Source organism: Polaribacter sp. 2305UL8-11, assembly GCF_058147165.1.
The window spans coordinates 285,136-304,561 of the sequence record NZ_JBYVJW010000003.1 but is presented as its reverse complement, the minus strand read 5'-3'; the positions used below and the strand labels follow the sequence as shown (position 1 = coordinate 304,561).

Annotated in this window: 16 protein-coding genes; 14 read left to right on the top strand and 2 right to left on the bottom strand. The window is 29.5% G+C overall.

Annotated features, from left to right (window positions below; translation table 11 throughout):
• The first annotated feature begins 285 nt into the window (after nt 1-285).
• From thrS to ACY2RW_RS04435, 11 genes are all read left to right on the top strand, one after another.
• Nucleotides 286-2,226: a threonine--tRNA ligase gene (gene thrS / locus ACY2RW_RS04485; protein ID WP_490121502.1), complete on the top strand. Its 1,941-nt coding sequence runs from the start codon at nt 286-288 to the stop codon at nt 2,224-2,226.
• Between the two features lie 114 nt (nt 2,227-2,340).
• Nucleotides 2,341-2,859: a translation initiation factor IF-3 gene (infC, locus tag ACY2RW_RS04480; protein WP_490121507.1), complete on the top strand. Its 519-nt coding sequence runs from the start codon at nt 2,341-2,343 to the stop codon at nt 2,857-2,859.
• 56 nt (nt 2,860-2,915) lie between these two features.
• Nucleotides 2,916-3,113, top strand: coding sequence for a 50S ribosomal protein L35 (rpmI, locus tag ACY2RW_RS04475; protein ID WP_490121501.1), 198 nt, complete (start codon nt 2,916-2,918; stop codon nt 3,111-3,113).
• Nucleotides 3,114-3,219: 106 nt separating this feature from the next.
• Nucleotides 3,220-3,564, top strand: coding sequence for a 50S ribosomal protein L20 (gene rplT / locus ACY2RW_RS04470; RefSeq protein ID WP_490121500.1), 345 nt, complete (start codon nt 3,220-3,222; stop codon nt 3,562-3,564).
• A gap of 85 nt (nt 3,565-3,649) precedes the next feature.
• Nucleotides 3,650-4,228 (top strand): hypothetical protein, encoded by a 579-nt coding sequence (locus ACY2RW_RS04465; RefSeq protein ID WP_490121499.1) that lies wholly within the window; start codon nt 3,650-3,652, stop codon nt 4,226-4,228.
• A gap of 210 nt (nt 4,229-4,438) precedes the next feature.
• Nucleotides 4,439-5,641, top strand: coding sequence for a glycogen synthase (gene glgA, locus ACY2RW_RS04460; RefSeq protein WP_490121498.1), 1,203 nt, complete (start codon nt 4,439-4,441; stop codon nt 5,639-5,641).
• A gap of 7 nt (nt 5,642-5,648) precedes the next feature.
• The gene (locus ACY2RW_RS04455) at nt 5,649-6,914 is read left to right on the top strand and encodes a glucose-1-phosphate adenylyltransferase (protein ID WP_490121497.1); all 1,266 of its coding nucleotides are present in this window, start codon (nt 5,649-5,651) and stop codon (nt 6,912-6,914) included.
• Between the two features lie 40 nt (nt 6,915-6,954).
• The gene (locus ACY2RW_RS04450; protein WP_490121496.1) at nt 6,955-8,892 is read left to right on the top strand and encodes an alpha-1,4-glucan--maltose-1-phosphate maltosyltransferase; all 1,938 of its coding nucleotides are present in this window, start codon (nt 6,955-6,957) and stop codon (nt 8,890-8,892) included.
• Nucleotides 8,892-10,520: a trehalose synthase gene (locus ACY2RW_RS04445; RefSeq protein ID WP_490121495.1), complete on the top strand. Its 1,629-nt coding sequence runs from the start codon at nt 8,892-8,894 to the stop codon at nt 10,518-10,520. The genes ACY2RW_RS04450 and ACY2RW_RS04445 overlap by 1 nt, the downstream gene beginning before the upstream one ends.
• A gap of 5 nt (nt 10,521-10,525) precedes the next feature.
• Nucleotides 10,526-12,433: a 1,4-alpha-glucan branching protein GlgB gene (gene glgB / locus ACY2RW_RS04440; RefSeq protein ID WP_490121494.1), complete on the top strand. Its 1,908-nt coding sequence runs from the start codon at nt 10,526-10,528 to the stop codon at nt 12,431-12,433.
• Nucleotides 12,434-12,701: 268 nt separating this feature from the next.
• Nucleotides 12,702-15,107, top strand: coding sequence for a glycoside hydrolase family 31 protein (locus ACY2RW_RS04435; RefSeq protein WP_490121493.1), 2,406 nt, complete (start codon nt 12,702-12,704; stop codon nt 15,105-15,107).
• A gap of 568 nt (nt 15,108-15,675) precedes the next feature.
• On the opposite strand, the gene ACY2RW_RS04430 is transcribed toward ACY2RW_RS04435, so the two are convergent.
• Together ACY2RW_RS04430 and prfA are read right to left on the bottom strand one after the other, a co-directional pair.
• Nucleotides 15,676-15,846 (bottom strand): hypothetical protein, encoded by a 171-nt coding sequence (locus ACY2RW_RS04430; RefSeq protein WP_490121492.1) that lies wholly within the window; start codon nt 15,844-15,846, stop codon nt 15,676-15,678.
• Nucleotides 15,847-16,081: 235 nt separating this feature from the next.
• A complete protein-coding gene (gene prfA, locus ACY2RW_RS04425) occupies nt 16,082-17,158 on the bottom strand; it encodes a peptide chain release factor 1 (RefSeq protein WP_490121491.1) in 1,077 nt (358 codons plus the stop codon).
• Between the two features lie 374 nt (nt 17,159-17,532).
• Between prfA and ACY2RW_RS04420 the strand changes: the two genes are divergently transcribed.
• The 3 genes from ACY2RW_RS04420 to ACY2RW_RS04410 all read left to right on the top strand — a co-directional run bounded on the left by ACY2RW_RS04420 (nt 17,533) and on the right by ACY2RW_RS04410 (nt 19,408).
• Nucleotides 17,533-18,189 (top strand): ATP-binding cassette domain-containing protein, encoded by a 657-nt coding sequence (locus ACY2RW_RS04420; protein WP_490121490.1) that lies wholly within the window; start codon nt 17,533-17,535, stop codon nt 18,187-18,189.
• On the top strand, nt 18,186-18,620 hold the full coding sequence (locus ACY2RW_RS04415) for a DUF6265 family protein (RefSeq protein WP_490121489.1): 435 nt from the start codon (nt 18,186-18,188) through the stop codon (nt 18,618-18,620). The genes ACY2RW_RS04420 and ACY2RW_RS04415 overlap by 4 nt, the downstream gene beginning before the upstream one ends.
• A gap of 134 nt (nt 18,621-18,754) precedes the next feature.
• The gene (locus ACY2RW_RS04410; protein ID WP_490121488.1) at nt 18,755-19,408 is read left to right on the top strand and encodes a hypothetical protein; all 654 of its coding nucleotides are present in this window, start codon (nt 18,755-18,757) and stop codon (nt 19,406-19,408) included.
• Nucleotides 19,409-19,426 lie beyond the last annotated feature (18 nt).

Below are 19,426 nucleotides of genomic sequence, written 5' to 3'. Positions count from 1 at the left end.
GCTTTGTGTTTTCGCTTAGCGGGTGCAAATATACACCCTCTTTTGAATCTCACAACTGTTTTTTTAAAGTATTTTTTTGTTTTTTATATCTCCCAAAATTAATACCCTTATAATAAAGGCTTTACATCACAAAAAAATTAATCTTTTTTTACCCTAATCAAAAAAATACCTTAAATAAAACATTATTAAATTGTAGAAAGATGTATATGTAGAATAAGTGCATATATATATTGTATGAAAAATTGTTTTCTAATATCTTTGCAACCCAAAAATAGATTCTATTAAATGATTAAAATTACTTTACCTGACGGAACTGTTAAAGAGTTTAAAGAAAATAGCACACCTTTAGATGTTGCAAAAAACATTAGTGAAGGTTTTGCAAGAAATGTGATATCTGCTAAATTTAACGGAATAACAGTTGAAACAACTACCCCATTAACCACAGATGGTTCTTTAATTTTATACACTTTTAACGATGATAATGGAAAAAAAGCTTTTTGGCATTCTTCTGCACATGTTTTAGCTGAAGCAATTTTAAGTTTTTATCCAAAAGCAAAATTAACCATTGGTCCAGCCATTGAAAATGGTTTTTATTATGACATTGATTTAGGTGATGATGTTATTTCCGACAAAGATTTTCCTAAAATTGAAAAGAAGTTTTTAGAAATTGCTCGTGGAAAACACGAATTTTCTATACGCTCTGTTTCTAAAGCAGACGCTTTATCTTTATACAAAAAAGAAAATAATGAATATAAAGTTGAGTTGATTGAAAACTTAACGGATGGTGATATTACTTTTTGTGATCATAGCAATTTTACAGATTTATGTAGAGGAGGCCACATACCAAACACAGGAATTATAAAGGCCGTTAAAATAATGAATGTTGCTGGTGCTTATTGGAGAGGAGATGAAAAAAACAATCAGTTGACACGTGTTTACGGAATTAGTTTTCCGAAGCAAAAAATGCTAACTGAATATTTAGAGTTACTAGAAGAGGCAAAAAAGAGAGATCACAGAAAATTAGGAAAAGAATTAGAGTTATTTACTTTTTCTCAAAAAGTTGGTGCTGGATTGCCTTTATGGCTACCAAAAGGAGCAGCTTTGCGTGCTCGCTTAGAAAACTTTTTAAAAGTTGCTCAAAAGAAAGCAGGTTATGAAATGGTAATGACACCACATATTGGTCAGAAAGAACTATATGTTACTTCTGGACATTATGAAAAATATGGTGAAGACAGTTTTCAAGCAATAAAAACTCCTAAAATGGATGAAGAGTTTTTATTAAAACCTATGAATTGTCCACACCACTGTGAAGTTTACAACTTTAAACCTTATTCTTATAAAGATTTACCAAAACGTTTCGCAGAATTTGGAACGGTTTATAGATATGAACAAAGTGGAGAATTGCATGGATTAACGCGGGTAAGAGGTTTTACACAAGATGATGCGCATATTTTCTGTACTCCAGAACAACTAGATCAAGAATTTAAAGATGTAATAGATTTAGTATTGTACGTTTTTGGTTCTTTAGGTTTTGAAGATTTTACTGCTCAAGTTTCTATTAGAGATAAAGAAAATTTAGATAAATATATAGGTGATGAAGAAACATGGGATATTGCAGAAAATGCAATTATTTCTGCTGCAACAGATAAAGGTCTAAATTTTGTAATTGAAGAAGGTGAAGCTGCTTTCTATGGACCTAAATTAGACTTTATGGTAAAGGATGCTTTAGGAAGAAGTTGGCAATTAGGTACAATTCAAGTAGATTATCAATTACCAAAACGTTTCAATTTAACGTATACAGGTTCAGATAACCAATCACACAGACCTGTAATGATTCACAGGGCTCCATTTGGTTCTATGGAACGTTTTATTGCGGTTTTACTAGAACATACAGGAGGAAATTTCCCACTTTGGTTAACCCCAGATCAAGTTATTATACTGCCAATCAGTGAGAAATATCAAAAATATACAGAAAAAGTTTTAGAATCGTTAGAAAATTCCGAAATTCGCGCCCTCGTAGATAACCGAAGTGAAAAAACTGGACGTAAAATACGAGATGCAGAAGTTAACAAAATACCATTTATGGTAATTGTTGGAGAGAAAGAAGAACAAGATGGCACAGTTTCTGTAAGAAAACATGGCGAAGGTGATATTGGTACATTTACTCTAGAAGAATTTGTATCTTTAATAAAAGAAGAAGAAAACAAAACATTGAAGAAATTTTAAGTAAATTTGAATTTCAAAAATAAAATAAAGGTTGATTAAACAACCACAAGTTAAATTTTAAAATTATAAGTCATAGCAATACGTAGAAGTAGGTCCAGAAGACCATTAAGAGTAATCAAAGAAGATCAACATAGGATTAATGAGAAAATAAAATATGTTGACGAAGTTCGTCTTGTAGGCGAAAATGTAGAAATTGGTGTTTATCCTTTAGCAAAAGCTAAAGAGTTAGCCAAAGAACAAGAGTTGGATTTGGTAGAAATATCACCAAAAGCAAAACCACCCGTTTGTAAAATAATTGATTACAAGAAATTTTTGTACGAACAAAAAAAACGTGAAAAAGCTTTAAAATCTAAAGCCACAAAGGTTACGATTAAAGAAATACGTTTTGGTCCTCAAACAGACGAGCATGATTACGAGTTTAAAAAGAAACATGCAATAAAGTTTTTACAAGATGGTGCCAAACTAAAAGCATTTGTGTTTTTTAAAGGTCGTTCAATCATCTTTAAAGAACAAGGGCAAATTTTATTACTAAAATTAGCTCAAGAATTAGAAGAATATGGTAAAGTTGAGCAGTTACCAAAATTAGAAGGTAAACGTATGATTATGTTTATTGCTCCTAAAAAAGTAAAGTAGTTCTGATTTTTTTTATCAGAAATAAAAATATTAAGCAAGTTAAAAACGAAGGAGAGATGCCTAAAATGAAAACCAAATCTAGCGCCAAAAAACGATTTAAAGTTACTGGTACTGGAAAAATTAAAAGAAAGCACGCGTTTAAAAGTCATATCTTAACAAAGAAGTCTAAAAAACGTAAATTAAAGTTAACTCATGATACTTTAGTACATAAGTCTGATGAAGCTAACATTATGCAACAATTAAACTTAAAATAAGTTTAAAAAAGGGAATTTAATTATTAACCATGTAATGTAGCAATTAAAGTCATTTTTAATTAAAAGTACGATAGTATCGTCGCTCACTACAAAACACATTGAAATTATGCCAAGATCAGTAAATTCAGTAGCCTCAAGAAATAGAAGAAAAAAAATCTTGAAGGCAGCAAAAGGTTACTTTGGACGTAGAAAAAACGTTTATACAGTAGCAAAAAATGCGGTTGAAAAAGGTATGCTTTATGCATATAGAGACCGTAAAAACAATAAGAGAAACTTCCGTTCTTTATGGATTATGCGTATTAACGCTGCAGCTCGTTTGCACGGAATGTCTTACTCTCAGTTTATGGGAAAAGTAAAAGCTAACAATATCGAATTAAACCGTAAGGTTTTAGCAGATTTAGCTGTAAACAACCCAGACGCTTTTAAGGCAGTTGTAGAGAAAATTAAATAAATAATAATACTTGCTTATACTAAAAAACCCAAACTTTTCGTTTGGGTTTTTTTTATAAATTTACATTTCTAAAAACAATTAACTAATGAAACCTTTTTTAATTACATTATTACTCCTAATTTCTACATCCTTTTTTGCACAAGAACAAACTGTAGATAACAACTCTATAGAAAATCAATTTGATAAAATATACAGAACCTCTACTACTTACCAAGTATACAAAGTAATAAGCAAAGAACGTTATCAAAAGTTAAAACTAAATGTTTTAGACTCTCTTAAATCATCAAAAAAAATAATATCAGAAAAAGAAGCTTTATTAAAAAGTAAAAAAACTGAGATAGAAAAAACTCAAAAACTACTTTCTAGTACACAATCAGATTTAGAAATTGCAAATAAAAAAGAAAACTCTATCTCTCTTTTTGGCATTCAACTTAGTAAAGTAACTTATAACTTAATTCTTTGGAGTATTATTGCGTTGCTAATGTTAAGCCTTTTTTACTTTATTTTTAAGTTTACAAGAAGTAATATTTTAACTAAAGAAGCACAAAATAATTTATTAGATGTTGAGCAGGATTTTGAGCAACATAGAAAAAAATCTTTAGAAAGAGAGCAAAAGTTAAGAAGACAACTACAAGATGAAATTAATAAACAACGAAATGTTTAATTTCTGATTTTTAGTAATTATTATATTTATTATTCTTTCTCTATCTTTATAGTTATTTATCAGTATTTTATGTTTTTGTTAACTTAAAATTATCAAACTGATAATAATATTTCAAAGAAAAAAAACTCATTTTTAATTTTGTAGTTTTGTAGCTGTTTTATACCTTAATGATTTAAAACAAAAACTAACCTATAACTACTAAATAAATTTATGAAAGCCCTTTTCTTTACCAGAGAATTTCCACCTTATGTTTATGGAGGTGCAGGAGTACATGTAGAATATCTGGCAGCAGAATTAGAAAAATTAATGGAGATTGATGTTCGCTGTTTTGGAGATCAAAATGAAAGTAATGGTAATTTAACTGTAAAAGGTTTTCCTTTTGAAAATGCAGATTTTGAAAACGCAGATGACAAGTTAAAAGCCGTTTTTAAAACTTTAAGTACTGGACTTCTTATGAATGCAGAAGCAATAGATGCAGATGTTGTGCATTGCCATACTTGGTACTCACATTTTGCAGGAATTGTGGCAAAACTCTGTTATGGAATTCCTCTTGTAATTACAACACATTCTTTAGAACCTTTGCGTCCTTGGAAAAGAGAACAATTAGGACGTGGTTATGACGCCTCTTCTTGGATAGAAAAAACAGCTATAGAAATGGCAGATGCATTAATTGCTGTTTCTGAAGAAACAAAAGAAGACGTTTTAAAGCACTTTAATGTTGATGAGAACAAAGTAAAAGTAATTTATAATGGTATAAATTTACAAGAATATGTAACTACTTCAGAAACCTCTACTTTAGATGAGTATGGAGTTGATAAAAACAAACCTTATGTACTTTTTGTTGGGAGAATTACAAGGCAAAAAGGAATCATTCACTTAGTTAACGCAATAAAATATATAGATCCAGATACGCAAATTGTACTTTGTGCTGGTGCTCCAGATACTCCAGAAATTGGAAAAGAAATGGAAGATGCTGTAAATGAAGTTAAAAAAACACGTAAAAACGTTATTTGGATTGATAAAATGGTTACTAAAAAAGAAATCATTCAATTATACTCTCATGCAGATGTTTTTTGTTGCCCATCAATTTATGAACCTTTCGGAATTATAAATATAGAAGCAATGGCTTGTGATACAGCTGTTGTTGCAAGTGCTGTTGGAGGAATAAAAGAAGTTGTTGTTCATAATGAAACCGGAATTTTAATACCAGTAGAACAACAAGATTCAGCACCTTTTGAACCTGTAAATCCAGATAAATTTGCCAGAGATTTAGCAGAAGGTGTAAATAAAGTCATAAACAATCCAGAATTAAGAAACTCAATGGCTAAAAAAGGGCGCAAAAGAGTAGAAGATTATTTCGATTGGATATCAATTGCAAAACAAGTAGAAGAACTATACAAATCCTTAAAATAAGAACTAAATGATTAACAATAAAGTACTCGGAATTATCTTAGGTGGAGGCCAAGGATCAAGATTATACCCATTAACAAAAGATAGATCTAAACCAGCTGTACCCATTGCTGGTAAGTATAGGCTAGTAGATATTCCTATTTCTAATTGTATCAATTCAGATATTAAAAGGATGTACGTCTTAACGCAATTTAATTCTGCTTCTTTAAATAAGCACATCACAAATACATATCATTTTAGTTTTTTTAGTTCTGCTTTTGTTGATGTATTAGCTGCAGAACAAACCATACAAAGTGATAAATGGTTTCAAGGAACTGCAGATGCTGTTAGGCAAAGCATGCATCATTTTTTAGCAAACGATTTTGAATATGCATTAATACTTTCTGGAGACCAATTATATCAAATGGATTTTAATGATATGATTGATAAACATGAAAAAAGTGGCGCAGAAATTTCTATTGCAACATATCCTGTTAACGCTAAAGACGCAACTTCTTTTGGTCTGTTAAAAACAAACGATGAAAATATTATCACCTCTTTTATAGAAAAACCAGGAGAAGAATTATTACCAAATTGGACTTCTGATGTAGGTAATGATATGAAAGCTCAAGGAAGAGATTATTTGGCTTCAATGGGTATCTATATTTTTAATAGAGATTTACTAATTAAATTAATGGATAATCCAGACACCAATGATTTTGGAAAAGAAATTATACCACAAGCCATAGAAAAATACAAAACCTTAAGTTATCAATACGAAGGTTATTGGGAAGATATTGGTAATATAGATTCTTTCTTTGAAGCAAATTTAGGCTTAACAGATGATGTTCCTCAATTTGATTTGTATAATGAAAAAGGTGTATATACAAGAGCTCGTATTCTACCAACATCAAAAATTTCTGGCTCTATCTTAAACAGAGCTGTAATTGGTGATGGTTGTATTATACAAGCAGAAAAAATTGAAAGATCTGTAATTGGTATCCGATCTAGAATTGGTAAAAATTCATTAATATCCAATACTTATATGATGGGTAACGATTTTTACGAAACCCTAGAGCAAGTTGCTAAAGAAAACATAGAAATTATGATGGGTATAGGAGATAGATGCTACATTCACAACTGTATTATAGATAAAAATTGTAGAATTGGAGATGATGTAAGAATAAATGGAGGTACACATATAGACAATATAGAAACAGATACTTATATGGTTAAAGATGGTATTGTTGTTATCAAAAAAGATGCTATTATACCAAAAGGAACAATTATCGGGTAAAGATTTTTTACTTTTTTATTATTAAAAATTAACCAAATTAATGCAAAATCAAAGTAGAATTGTAGTAGAAAATGTTGCTCCACAAATAAATTGTGGCAAAATATACATTAAAAGAGTTGTTGATGAAATTGTAAATGTAACTGCAGATGTTTTAATAGATGGTCATGACATACTTCAAGCAAGTGTTCATTACAAACATGAAAACGATAAGAGTTGGTCAGAAGTAAGAATGACTCCAACTTTTAATGATGAATGGGCAGCAAATTTTCATACAACAAAGCAAGGTTTTTATTCTTATAAAGTTGAAGGTTGGGTAGATTATCTTTTAAACTGGCAACATGGAATAGAAAGAAAAATTGATGATTATCAACATGTAAATTCAGAACTTTTAGAAGGAGCTGAATTACTTTCTTCTATTATAGATAAGGTTTCTAAAGATGAAAAAGAATATTTATTACACTTAATATTTATTTTTAAGAATAGTGAAACCTATACAGAATCTATAAAAGAAGCTGTGTCAGAGAAACTTACATTAATATTAAAAAACCATCCTGAAAAATTTCTAACAAATACCTCAAAAGAATATCAGGTTTATGTAGACAGAAAAAAAGCAAGATTTAGTACTTGGTATGAGTTTTTCCCACGTTCTGCATCAGAACAAGAAGGAAAACATGGTACTTTTAATGATTGCCATAGATTGTTACCAAGAATCGCAAAAATGGGATTTGATACCTTGTACTTCCCTCCTGTTCATCCTATTGGAGAAGTAAACAGAAAAGGTAAAAACAATACAACTGTTGCTCAAAATGGAGATGTAGGTTCTACTTGGGGTATTGGTTCTAAACATGGAGGTCATAAAGATTTACATCCAGAATTAGGAAGCGTAGAAGATTTTAAAAATTTAATTTCCGAAGCAAAAAAACAAGGCATTGAAATTGCAATGGATTATGCTTTACAAGCTGCACCAGATCATCCTTGGGTTAAAGATCATCCAGATTGGTTTAAATGGAGACCAGATGGAACTGTACAATATGCAGAAAATCCTCCTAAAAAATACCAAGACATTCTTCCAATTTATTGGGAATCTAAAGATTTTAAAAATCTTTGGCAAGAATGTTTAGACACTTTATTATATTGGATTGATTTTGGAATTAACGTATTTAGAGTTGATAACCCACATACAAAACCCTACTATTTTTGGAATTGGATAATTACAGAAATAAAAAAACAACATCCAGATGTATTGTTTTTAGCAGAGGCTTTTACCAAACCAAAAGTAATGCAACAATTAGCAAAACAGGGCTACACACAATCATATACTTATTTTACTTGGAGAGATTCTAAGCACGAATTAATAGAGTATATGAACGATTTAACACAAACCAATCAAAAGGAATACATGCGTCCTAATTTCTGGCCAAATACACCAGATATCAATCCTTTCCATTTACAAGGCGCTCCAGAAAGCAAATACTTACAACGTTATGCATTGGCAGGAACATTAAGTTCTAATATCGGAATTTACGGACCCGTTTTTGAGCAAATGATAAGCGAACCAATTCCTGGAAAAGAGGAATATTATATGTCAGAGAAATTCCAACTTTGTCATTATGATTGGTTTAAAGAAAATAAAGTAACAACTTTAATCGCAAAAATTAATGCAATTAGAAAAGAGAATGAATCTTTCCAGCAAACCAACAATATTAAATTTGTAGAAACTGGTAATGATCAATTAATTGCTTTCTATAAATGGAATGATGATAAAAGTAACGAAACATTAACTATTATCAGTTTAGATGCTTGGAACTCTCAATCTGGTTCTGTGCAATTACCTCTTAGCGATTTAGGAGTTAATCACGGACAAAAAGTAGAAGTTGAAGATCTTGTAACTAGAAATTGTTACAATTGGTATAATGAATGGAATTATGTACAATTGCATGCTACATTACCTTTTCATATTTTTAAAATCAATAAATAATGAAAGAAAAAACGAATACAAATTCTAATTCTAAAATTTTCTCATCAAAAAACAAATGGGAAGAGTTGATAGAGGACAAAGATTTTGTAAACGTTTTTTTATCTGATGTTTTAGAAGAATATATTCAGAAACAACGTTGGTTTGGAGGAAAATCTAGCAAAATAAAATACATAGAATTAAGTGAATACTTTAGAATTCAAAAAGAAGGAGAAGTTTATTTTGGTTTGATTTTAGAAGTCAATTTTATTGAAGCATTTTATCATCATTACTTTTTACCAATCGCATTTGTTTCTGATGAAAACTTTTCAAAAGAAGGAAAAATTCTTCCTTTAAAATTAAAAGATCAAGAAGGTTATATCATAGATGCCATGCATTTAGAAGCCTTTAGAAAAGTAGTTTACGAACGTATAAATACAGCTTTACCTGTAGATAAAACACCAGTTCAATACCACAAAACAGAAAGTTTTGATTTTCCGAAATACGAATCTTCAAGATTTATGGGAGTTGAACAAAGCAATACTTCTATCATTTATAATGATGCTTTTATTGTAAAATTTTTTAGAAGAATATATGCAGATAAAAATCCAGACTATGAAATGAGTCGTTTTTTATCAGACAAAAAAGACTTTAAAAATACGCCTCCATATTTAGGAAGCATGAATATTATAGATTCAGAAAAAACAAACATTACTATTGCATTAATGCAAAAATTAGTACCCAATAATGGTGATGCTTGGGAGTATTTTTTAAAAGAATTACATGTTATTTTTAATGCAATTGACACTAAAAAAATCAGCTTTAAAAGTTTACCAGATATAGAAATTTTTAAAAGACAAAAAATAGCAGAATTACCTGCACAAATTGTAGATTGGGTTGGTTTAAACTTATTAAATAAGGTAAAATTATTGGCTTTAAGAACCGCAGAAATGCATATTGCATTAGGTTCAGAATTTGAAGAAACTGCCTTTACTCCTACTCGATTTAATGGGGATTATTCAGTTTGGCTTAAAAATAGATTAACCTATCAATTTCAAAATAGATTAAACCTTACAGAAAATAATCTTCATAAATTAGAAGGATACTCTTTAGAATTGGCAAAAAAATTTTTAGAAAACAAAAATGCTATTAGAAAGCAATTTGTAAATTTTGATTGGACAAAACTAAAAGGAGAACGCATAAGAATTCATGGCGATTATCATTTAGGGCAAATCTTAGTACAAGATGATGACTTTTGTATTTTAGATTTTGAAGGTGAACCAGAAAGTACCATTAGAGATCGTAAAGTAAAACAACCCCCATTAAAAGATGTTGCAGGTTTGTTTAGATCTTTTCATTATGCAATTTATTCGACAATTTTTAGCAATCAAGAAAACTATTCTAAAACACAAGAAGAGCTTTTTGAATATGGAGAATTACTCTACAAATATATGATTTCTGTGTTTTTAGAAACGTATAGAGAAATTACACAAAATGCCAATTTATCAATTGGTTATACAAACGAAAGAAAATATTTATTAAAATATTGCTTGTTAGAAAAAGCAATTTATGAGTTAGGTTATGAACTTAATTCCAGACCTAAATGGACAATTATTCCATTAAAAGGTATCACAAACATTTTGAACACATAAAAAATATGGCACAAACAAAAGTACACAGTCTTTTTTCGGAATTTGATATTAGCCTTTTCCAAGCAGGAAAACATTATCGATTGTATGAAAAATTTGGTTCTCACATAACAACTGTAGATGGAGAAAAAGGAACTTATTTTGCAGTTTGGGCACCAAGTGCAAAATCTGTATCTGTAATAGGCGATTTTAATTTTTGGTTAGAAGGAGAACACCACTTAAATGTTCGTTGGGATGGAAGTGGTATTTGGGAAGGTTTTATTCCTGGTGTAGAAAAAGGTGCAACTTACAAATACAAAATAAGAAGCTCAAATAACGATATTACTACAGAAAAAGCAGATCCTTTTGCAAGAAGATGCGAACATCCACCTAAAACCGCTTCTCAAGTTTGGGAAGATAATTATGAGTGGCAAGACAAAAAATGGATGAAAAACAGGAAGAAAAACAATGCATTAAATGCACCATTTTCTGTTTATGAAGTTCATTTAGGTTCTTGGAAAAAACAAGTTGAAGAAAATCGTTTTTTAAGTTATAGAGAATTAGCAGAAGAATTGGTAGATTATGTAAAAGAAATGAACTTTACGCATGTAGAATTTATGCCAATTATGGAGTATCCTTATGATCCAAGTTGGGGATATCAATTAACAGGATATTTTGCACCAACTTCACGTTTTGGGTATCCAGATGAATTTAAATATTTAGTTGATAAATTTCACGAAAAAGGAATTGGAGTTCTTTTAGATTGGGTGCCTTCTCATTTTCCTTCAGATGACCATGGATTAGGTTTCTTTGATGGTTCTCATTTATACGAACATCCAGACAGAAGAAAAGGATATCATCAAGATTGGAAAAGTTTAATTTTTAATTATGGTAGAAATGAAGTCAAAGCATTTTTAATTAGTAATGCAATTTTTTGGTTAGATCAATTCCATGCAGATGGTTTAAGAGTAGATGCTGTGGCTTCTATGCTATTTTTAGATTATTCTAGAGAAGAAGGTCAATGGGAGCCAAATAAATATGGTGGAAGAGAATATTTAGAAGCAATAGATTTTATCAAAGAAATGAATGCAGCAGTTTATGAATCTTTTCCAGATGTACAAACTATTGCAGAAGAATCTACTTCTTTCCCTAAAGTATCTAGGCCCATTTACGATGGTGGTTTAGGCTTTGGTATGAAATGGATGATGGGTTGGATGCATGATACTTTAGACTATTTTGCAAAAGAACCTATTTATAGAAAACACCATCAAAATGATTTAACATTCAGTCTAAATTACGCATTTACAGAAAACTTTATGTTACCTCTTTCTCATGATGAAGTAGTTTATGGTAAAAAATCAATAGTAGATAAAATGCCAGGTGATGAATGGCAAAAATTTGGGAATCTTAGACTACTGTACAGTTTAATGTACACGCATCCAGGAACAAAATTATTATTTCAAGGTGGCGAATTTGGGCAAACTTCTGAATGGAATTTTCAAGGAAGTTTAGATTGGCATTTATTAAATTACGATGTACATAAAGGCGCTCAAACTTTAGTTAAAGATTTAAATAAACTATACAAAAAAGAACCAGCTTTACATCAAAAGCAATTTTCTCATGAAGGTTTTGAATGGATAGATCATGGAGACCACCAAAACTCTGTAATGTCTTACATAAGAAAAGGTAATAATGAGAAAGATAATGTAATTATAATTTTAAACTTAACACCAGTTCCAAGAGAAAACTATAGAATTGGATTGCCAAAAAAAGGTACTCTAAAAGAAGTATTTAATAGTGATGCTAAAAAATATAATGGTACAGGAAATTTCAAAACAAAAAAACTAACTTCTGATGCTAAAAACTGGAATGGTAGAGAAAACTCTATAGAGCTAAACTTACCACCATTAGGTATGATTGCATACAAATTTAAATAGTAAAAATAATTATAAACCTTCTTTTTTATTATTAATAACAATATGATAAAAAAGAAGGTTAATTATTTAAAACTTCTCAAAATATACAGTCTTTTTTAAGACTTCTAAAATTCTTTAAAAACAATTTTTATTCAGCTTATTTTTAAATAAATAAGCAATATTTTTGCGTTTAATTTAGACGAATACGTTATCGTAAAAAAATAAAATTAACACCAACTTTTTTATAAAGATTTACGATTTTTACTCGTTGAAATAAACAAGCAAATAAATGATTGTTAATACAGAATTAGAACAAAAAGGAAATTTATTTCCAACAGAAATTGTGAACTACAAGAAAGATGTAGACACATTATATTTTACCACAAAAAACAATGTTGTTTTACAACTAACTGTTGTTAGAGACAGTGTTATTAGATTCAGATACTCTACTACTGGTAAATTTGATAAAGATTTTTCTTACGGAATTACAAAATATGCAAGTAGAGGGTATAGTCTTTTACAAATTACGGAAGATGAAACTCACTACATTATTACAACAAAAAAATTAATTTGTAAAGTAGAAAAACAAAGCTTACAAGTTAGTTTATATGATGCAGTAGATTTAAAAATCATCAACCAAGATGAAATCGGTTTTCACTGGGAAGAAAGTTACGAATATGGTGGAGACATCGTTAAAATGAGTAAAGTTTGCCAAAAAGCTGAAAGTTATTATGGTTTAGGTGATAAACCTGTAGATGTAAACATCAAAGGAAAACGTTTTGAAAACTGGGTAACAGATTCTTACGCTTTTGGTAAAGATACAGATCCTATTTATAAAGCAATTCCTTTTTATACTGGCATTCAAAACGACAAAGCTTATGGTATTTTCTTTGACAATACTTTTAAAACCCATTTCGATTTTGCACACGAAAGAAGAAATGTAACAAGTTTTTGGGCTCAAGGAGGAGAAATGAATTATTATTTCATCTATGGACCAAAAATGGAAGACGTTGTAATTAATTATACAGATTTAACTGGTAAACCTCATGCCTTACCTCCATTATGGGCTTTAGGATTTCATCAATGTAAATGGAGTTACTACCCAGAAAGCAATGTAAAAGAAGTAACTAAAACTTTTAGAGATTTAAAAATACCTTGTGATGCTATTTATTTAGATATCGATTACATGGATGGTTTCCGTTGTTTTACTTGGGATAAGGAATATTTTCCAGACCCAAAAAGAATGGTGAAAGAATTAGAAGATGATGGTTTTAAAACCGTGGTTATTATAGATCCAGGAATTAAAATCGACTTAGAGTACGATGTTTTTAAAGAAGGTTTAGATAAAGATTATTTCTGTAAACGTGCAGATGGTCCTTATATGAAAGGTAAAGTATGGCCTGGAGAATGTTATTTCCCAGACTTTACAAAACCAGAAGTAAGAACTTGGTGGGAAGGTTTATTTAAAGAATTAATAGAAGATATTGGTGTTAAAGGTGTTTGGAATGATATGAACGAACCTGCTGTAATGGATGTTCCTAACAAATCTTTTCCAAATGATGTTCGTCATGATTATGATGGAAACCCTTGTTCTCACAGAAAAGCGCATAACGTTTACGGAATGCAAATGGCACGTGCAACTTACAAAGGTTTAAAGAAATATTCTTACCCAAAACGTCCTTTTGTAATTACAAGAGCAGCATATTCTGGTACGCAAAGATATACTTCTACATGGATGGGAGACAATGTAGCAACTTGGGAGCATTTATCTATTGCAAACAACCAAGCACAAAGAATGGCAATGTCTGGTTTCTCTTTTGCAGGAAGTGATATTGGTGGGTTTGCAGAACAACCTCAAGGAGAGTTATTTGCAAGATGGATTCAATTAGGAATCTTTCACGTTTTCTGTAGAGTACACTCTTCTGGAGATCATGGAGGCCAAGAACCTTGGGTTTTTGGAGAAGAAATTACAGATATCGTTCGTAAATTTATCGAAATTAGATATCAGTTATTACCTTACTTATACACAGCATTTTGGAATCATATTAAAAAAGGAACTCCAATTTTAAAATCTTTAGTTTTATTTGACCAAGAAGATACTGCAACACATTATAGAAGTGATGAGTTTGTTTATGGTGATAAAATTTTAGTATGCCCAATTTTAGAGCCAAATGCCAAAGGAAGAAGAATGTATGTTCCAAGAGGTAAGTGGTATAATTTCTGGACTGATGAAGTTGTAGAAGGAGGAAAAGAAATGTGGGTAGATGCAGATATAGATAGCATCCCTTTCTTTATTAAAGAAGGAGCTGTAATACCTAAATATCCTGTACAACAATATGTTGGTGAGAAAAAAATGGATGAGATTACTTTAGATGTATATTATAAGGAAGGTAAAGAAAGGTCTCAATTGTTTGATGATGCTCATGATGGTTTTGATTACAAAAAAGGACGATATAGCTTACGTACTTTTAAAGTAACAGGTAAAAAAGACGAGTTTATCTTACAACAACACAAAGAAGGAGTTTTTGATGCAGAATACAAGAAATTTAATATTGTATTCCATAACTTACCATTTACAATTACCTCTGTACAAATAGATAATGTAGAAATTTCTTTAAGTAATATTTTACCTGGTACAAATCAATCTTTACTTATTGATAAAGAATTTACAGAATTACATTTATCTGGTAAATAATAGATATCAAAAAAAAAAATTAAGAATTATATTCTAAAAAATAACAGAAAAAAAAGCGATTGCAAGTTTAATAAATTTGTAATCGTTTTTTTATTTTTTAAAAATTGAACTTTAAAAGCTTTTTTTGCTAAAAAAACACACCTCTAAAACCTAGTAATAGCTTAAAAAAATAAAATTATCTCACCGAAAATGGTGAGATAACTCACCATTTTCGGTGAGATAAAAAAAACCCCATAAATGGGTATTGTAGATTACTGATTGTCACTATATATTTGTAACATAATAATTTCTTATCCCCCAAAAGTAAGAGATTTAAAGTTTCTTAAATATTTGTTTAACACTAAAAAGCGATTAACTGGTTCCCCTAAACTTTAATCGCTTTTTTTTATGTTTTAAATTAAATCTTATCAAAAAAGTATAAATGAAAAAGCAACTTAAATTAATTAAAACTTAAGTTGCTTTTTTCTTTTTTAGTTTTAAATAAAAACTAATTTTTTTCTAAAATCAAAGCTAGAATTCTCACTCTTTTTGTTAGCAATTTATTTCTTTAATCACAGCAAGATTATAACTAGTTGTTTGTTTTTTCTTCATCAAGCAATTTTGTTTGCTTTTTCTTTAACTCTTTGTCTTTTTTAAAAGCGATAGCTAATAAAGCTACCTCTGTTAAAAGCAACGCAATTTTTAATTTTTTGCTTTTACTCAGTGCAGCAGTGAGTCCCAAAATTTTTGTAGCAATCATAATCTTTATTTCTTTAATCAAAGATACAATTGTATTATAGTTGCCATTAATTCATATCATTTAAAAACTAACGCAAACAAAAGCGGCTGTCTGAAAAGTATTAAAATTTGTCATTTCGACTGTAATGGAGAAATCTTATTTGCTCAAAATCAATTACGTAGATTTTTCGACTTCACTCAAAATGACAGATAAATTAACTTTTCAGACAGCCTTTTTTGTTATAATTAAAAGAAAACTAAATTCCGTCTCCTAATTCTTTTAGCTTTTCTGTATTTTCAGCAAGCATTAATTCATCAATAATTTTCTGAATATCACCATTCATAATATTTGGTAAATCATATAAAGACAAACCAATTCTATGATCTGTAACTCTACCTTGAGCATAATTATAAGTTCTAATCTTTGCACTTCTATCTCCAGAAGAAACCATAGAACCACGTTTTAATGCGTCTTCTGCATTTTTCTTAGCCAACTCCATATCATACAAACGAGAACGCAGTACTTTAAAAGCTTTTTCTTTATTTTTATGCTGAGATTTCTGATCTTGACATTGAGCCACCAAACCAGTTGGAATGTGTGTTAAACGTACAGCAGAATAGGTTGTGTTTACAGATTGACCTCCTGGACCAGAAGAACAGAAAAAATCGATTCTTACATCTTTTGGATTTATCTCTACATCAAACTCTTCTGCTTCAGGAAAAACCATACAAGTTGCTGCAGAAGTATGTACACGACCTTGGGTTTCTGTTTGTGGTACTCTCTGTACACGATGTACACCAGCTTCAAACTTTAAAATACCATAAACATCGTCTCCATTTACTTCGAACTGAATTTCTTTAAACCCCCCATTGGTACCTTCAGAATAATCTACTGTAGAAACTTTCCAACCTTTGCTTTCGCAATATTTGGTATACATTCTAAACAAATCTCCTGCAAAAATACTGGCTTCGTCTCCACCAGTTCCTGCACGTAATTCTACTACTGCGTTTTTAGAGTCTTCTGGATCTTTTGGTATTAATAAAAACTTGATTTCATCTTCTAATTCAGGTATTCTAGTATTGGCTTCATCCATTTGCATTTTGGCCATTTCTACCATTTCTGCATCAGAACCATCAGCAATAATTTCTTTAGCCTCTTCTATATTGTTTGTTAAGGTTTGATATTCATCACCCTTTTTTACAACATCACCTAAATCTTTGTATTCTTTCATTAATTGCGCATAACGCTTCTGATCCATAATAATTTCTGGTTGAATAATTAAATCAGAAACCTCATCATAACGTTGCTTAACAATTCTTAATTTATCTAACATTTATTGACTTTTCTTGGAATGCGAATTTACAATTTTATCACAAAAGTTTTTAATTTTCATTTAACTATATTTGAAATAAAACAATGATATAAAATGAAAAAGTTAAAATTTTACTTACTTTTTTATAAAAAAACCTTTTTTATTCCTTTTATTTTTGGGGTATATATACTCTTAAGTTTTCATATATATCCTTTAGTTTTTTTAAGTTTATTAATTGCTTCTTTAGGGGTTTGGTTTTTTCAACATTATATAAATGATAGGAAAAACCAGTTTCTTTATTTCTATTTTAATTTTGGAGTCAGTGAATTACATCTTTACCTATATACTTTTTTCATAAATTTATTTGTACTAACATTACTTTATACTTTTAATTAATGAATGTATTAGAAATAGAAAATATTGAGTTGAATTTTGGAAAAAAGCAAATTTTAAAAGCGATTTACTTAAAGGCGGAAAAAGGAAATATTACAGGCCTTTTAGGTGCTAATGGCTCTGGAAAAACTTCTTTATTACGAATTATTTTTGGCGAATTAACACCTAATAATAAATTGATTAGAATTGATAAAAAACCAATTATAAAACCACTTTACACAAAGGGATATATTAATTATTTGCCACAATTTCACTTTATTCCAAATTCTTTTTCTTTAAAAAAAGGGTTTACATATTTTAATATTTCTTTAGATTTATTTTTGAAAGATTTTCCAAGTTTTGAAAAGTTAAAACATAACCGATTTACAGAAATCTCTGGTGGTGAAAGAAGAGTAATAGAATCTTATCTTATCATAAAATCTGATGCAAAAATTATTTTACTTGATGAACCTTTTTCTCATATTGCACCTTTATATATTAAAAAATTAAGAAATTTAATAATCGAAGAAAAAGAACATAAAATTTTTATAATTACTGATCATTTGTATGAGCATATATTACAAATTTCTGACGAAATCTATTTGATAAAAGACGGTTGGAATAAATTAATAAAAACCCATGAAGATTTATTATTCCACAATTATATAAATACAGTATGAAAAAAATACTTTTAATTTTAACTATTACTTTTATATATTCTTGCAAAAGTAAAATAAGTAATATTAATAAACCCTCTTTTTTAATTGGAGATTGGATTCGTGTAAACAATAAAAAAGAAACAATAACTTACGAAAGCTGGAAAAGTAATTATAAAGGCTTAGGATATACACTTAAAAATAAGGACACTGTATTTAAAGAAATACTAAGTATTATAACTAAAAATGACTCTTTATTTTTAAAAGTTGAAGGAGTAAATGAAAAACCAACTTTGTTCCAATTTACTTCTCAAACAGATACTTCTTTCGTTTGTGAAAACTCAAAAAATGAATTTCCAAAAAAAATTATCTACTACAAAGAAAAAGCCCAACTAAAGGCAACAGTTTCTGATGGTAATTATAATATTAATTTTATCTTTGAAAAAAGGCATTAAAAATATTTTTAGTACAAACAAATATATTCTTGTTCTAAACAACCAAATTAAAAAACAAGTAGTTATACTCTAACAGCAACTAATAAGTATTCGTAAAATTGTTAATATATAACCATTAACTAAAACAATATATTATGACTACTAAAGATTACACAAAATTATCAGTAAAGAATGACACTAAAGATGCAGTTGAAGTCTTTGCTACTTTTGCTGCAGAAAACACTGCTAATAAGTGCTGTCCTAGTCCTGCTAAAGTAAGTGATTTTCCTTTTCTTAAAAAAGTAAGCAATCTAAGAGGTAAATTTACATTAGCATCTGGAGAAACTAAAGTATTTGACTCTAAAGGAGCTTGTTTTAGTGGAAACATAGGGTTTTATATAGAACCAAGATGTCCTGTTGAAGGAGCCGATTTTAACAATGGAAAATATGGGACAAACATTGCAGAATTTACATTAAACCCAAACACACCTTGCTTTGAAGCTTTCGACATTAGTTGTGTAAATGGTGTAAACTGTTATATAATGATGAAAGTTGATAATGATTTAGGCTGGAATTATGGTTCAAATAAAATACCTATAGATACCATTTATAACAAAGCTTTAAAACAAAATAGCGGAAATCCTGGTGTGTATCCAGTAAATTGTACAGATTGTATTCAGTTAGTAGGTGCTCCTCCTTGCCCAACTTTACCACAAGGACCAGCACAAACAGAAAGAATATGTAATGTTCAACGTTCTCAAAGAGGTGGAACTGTACAAATTATTTTAACAACACCACAAGAAGCATAATTATAAAACCATTTTTAA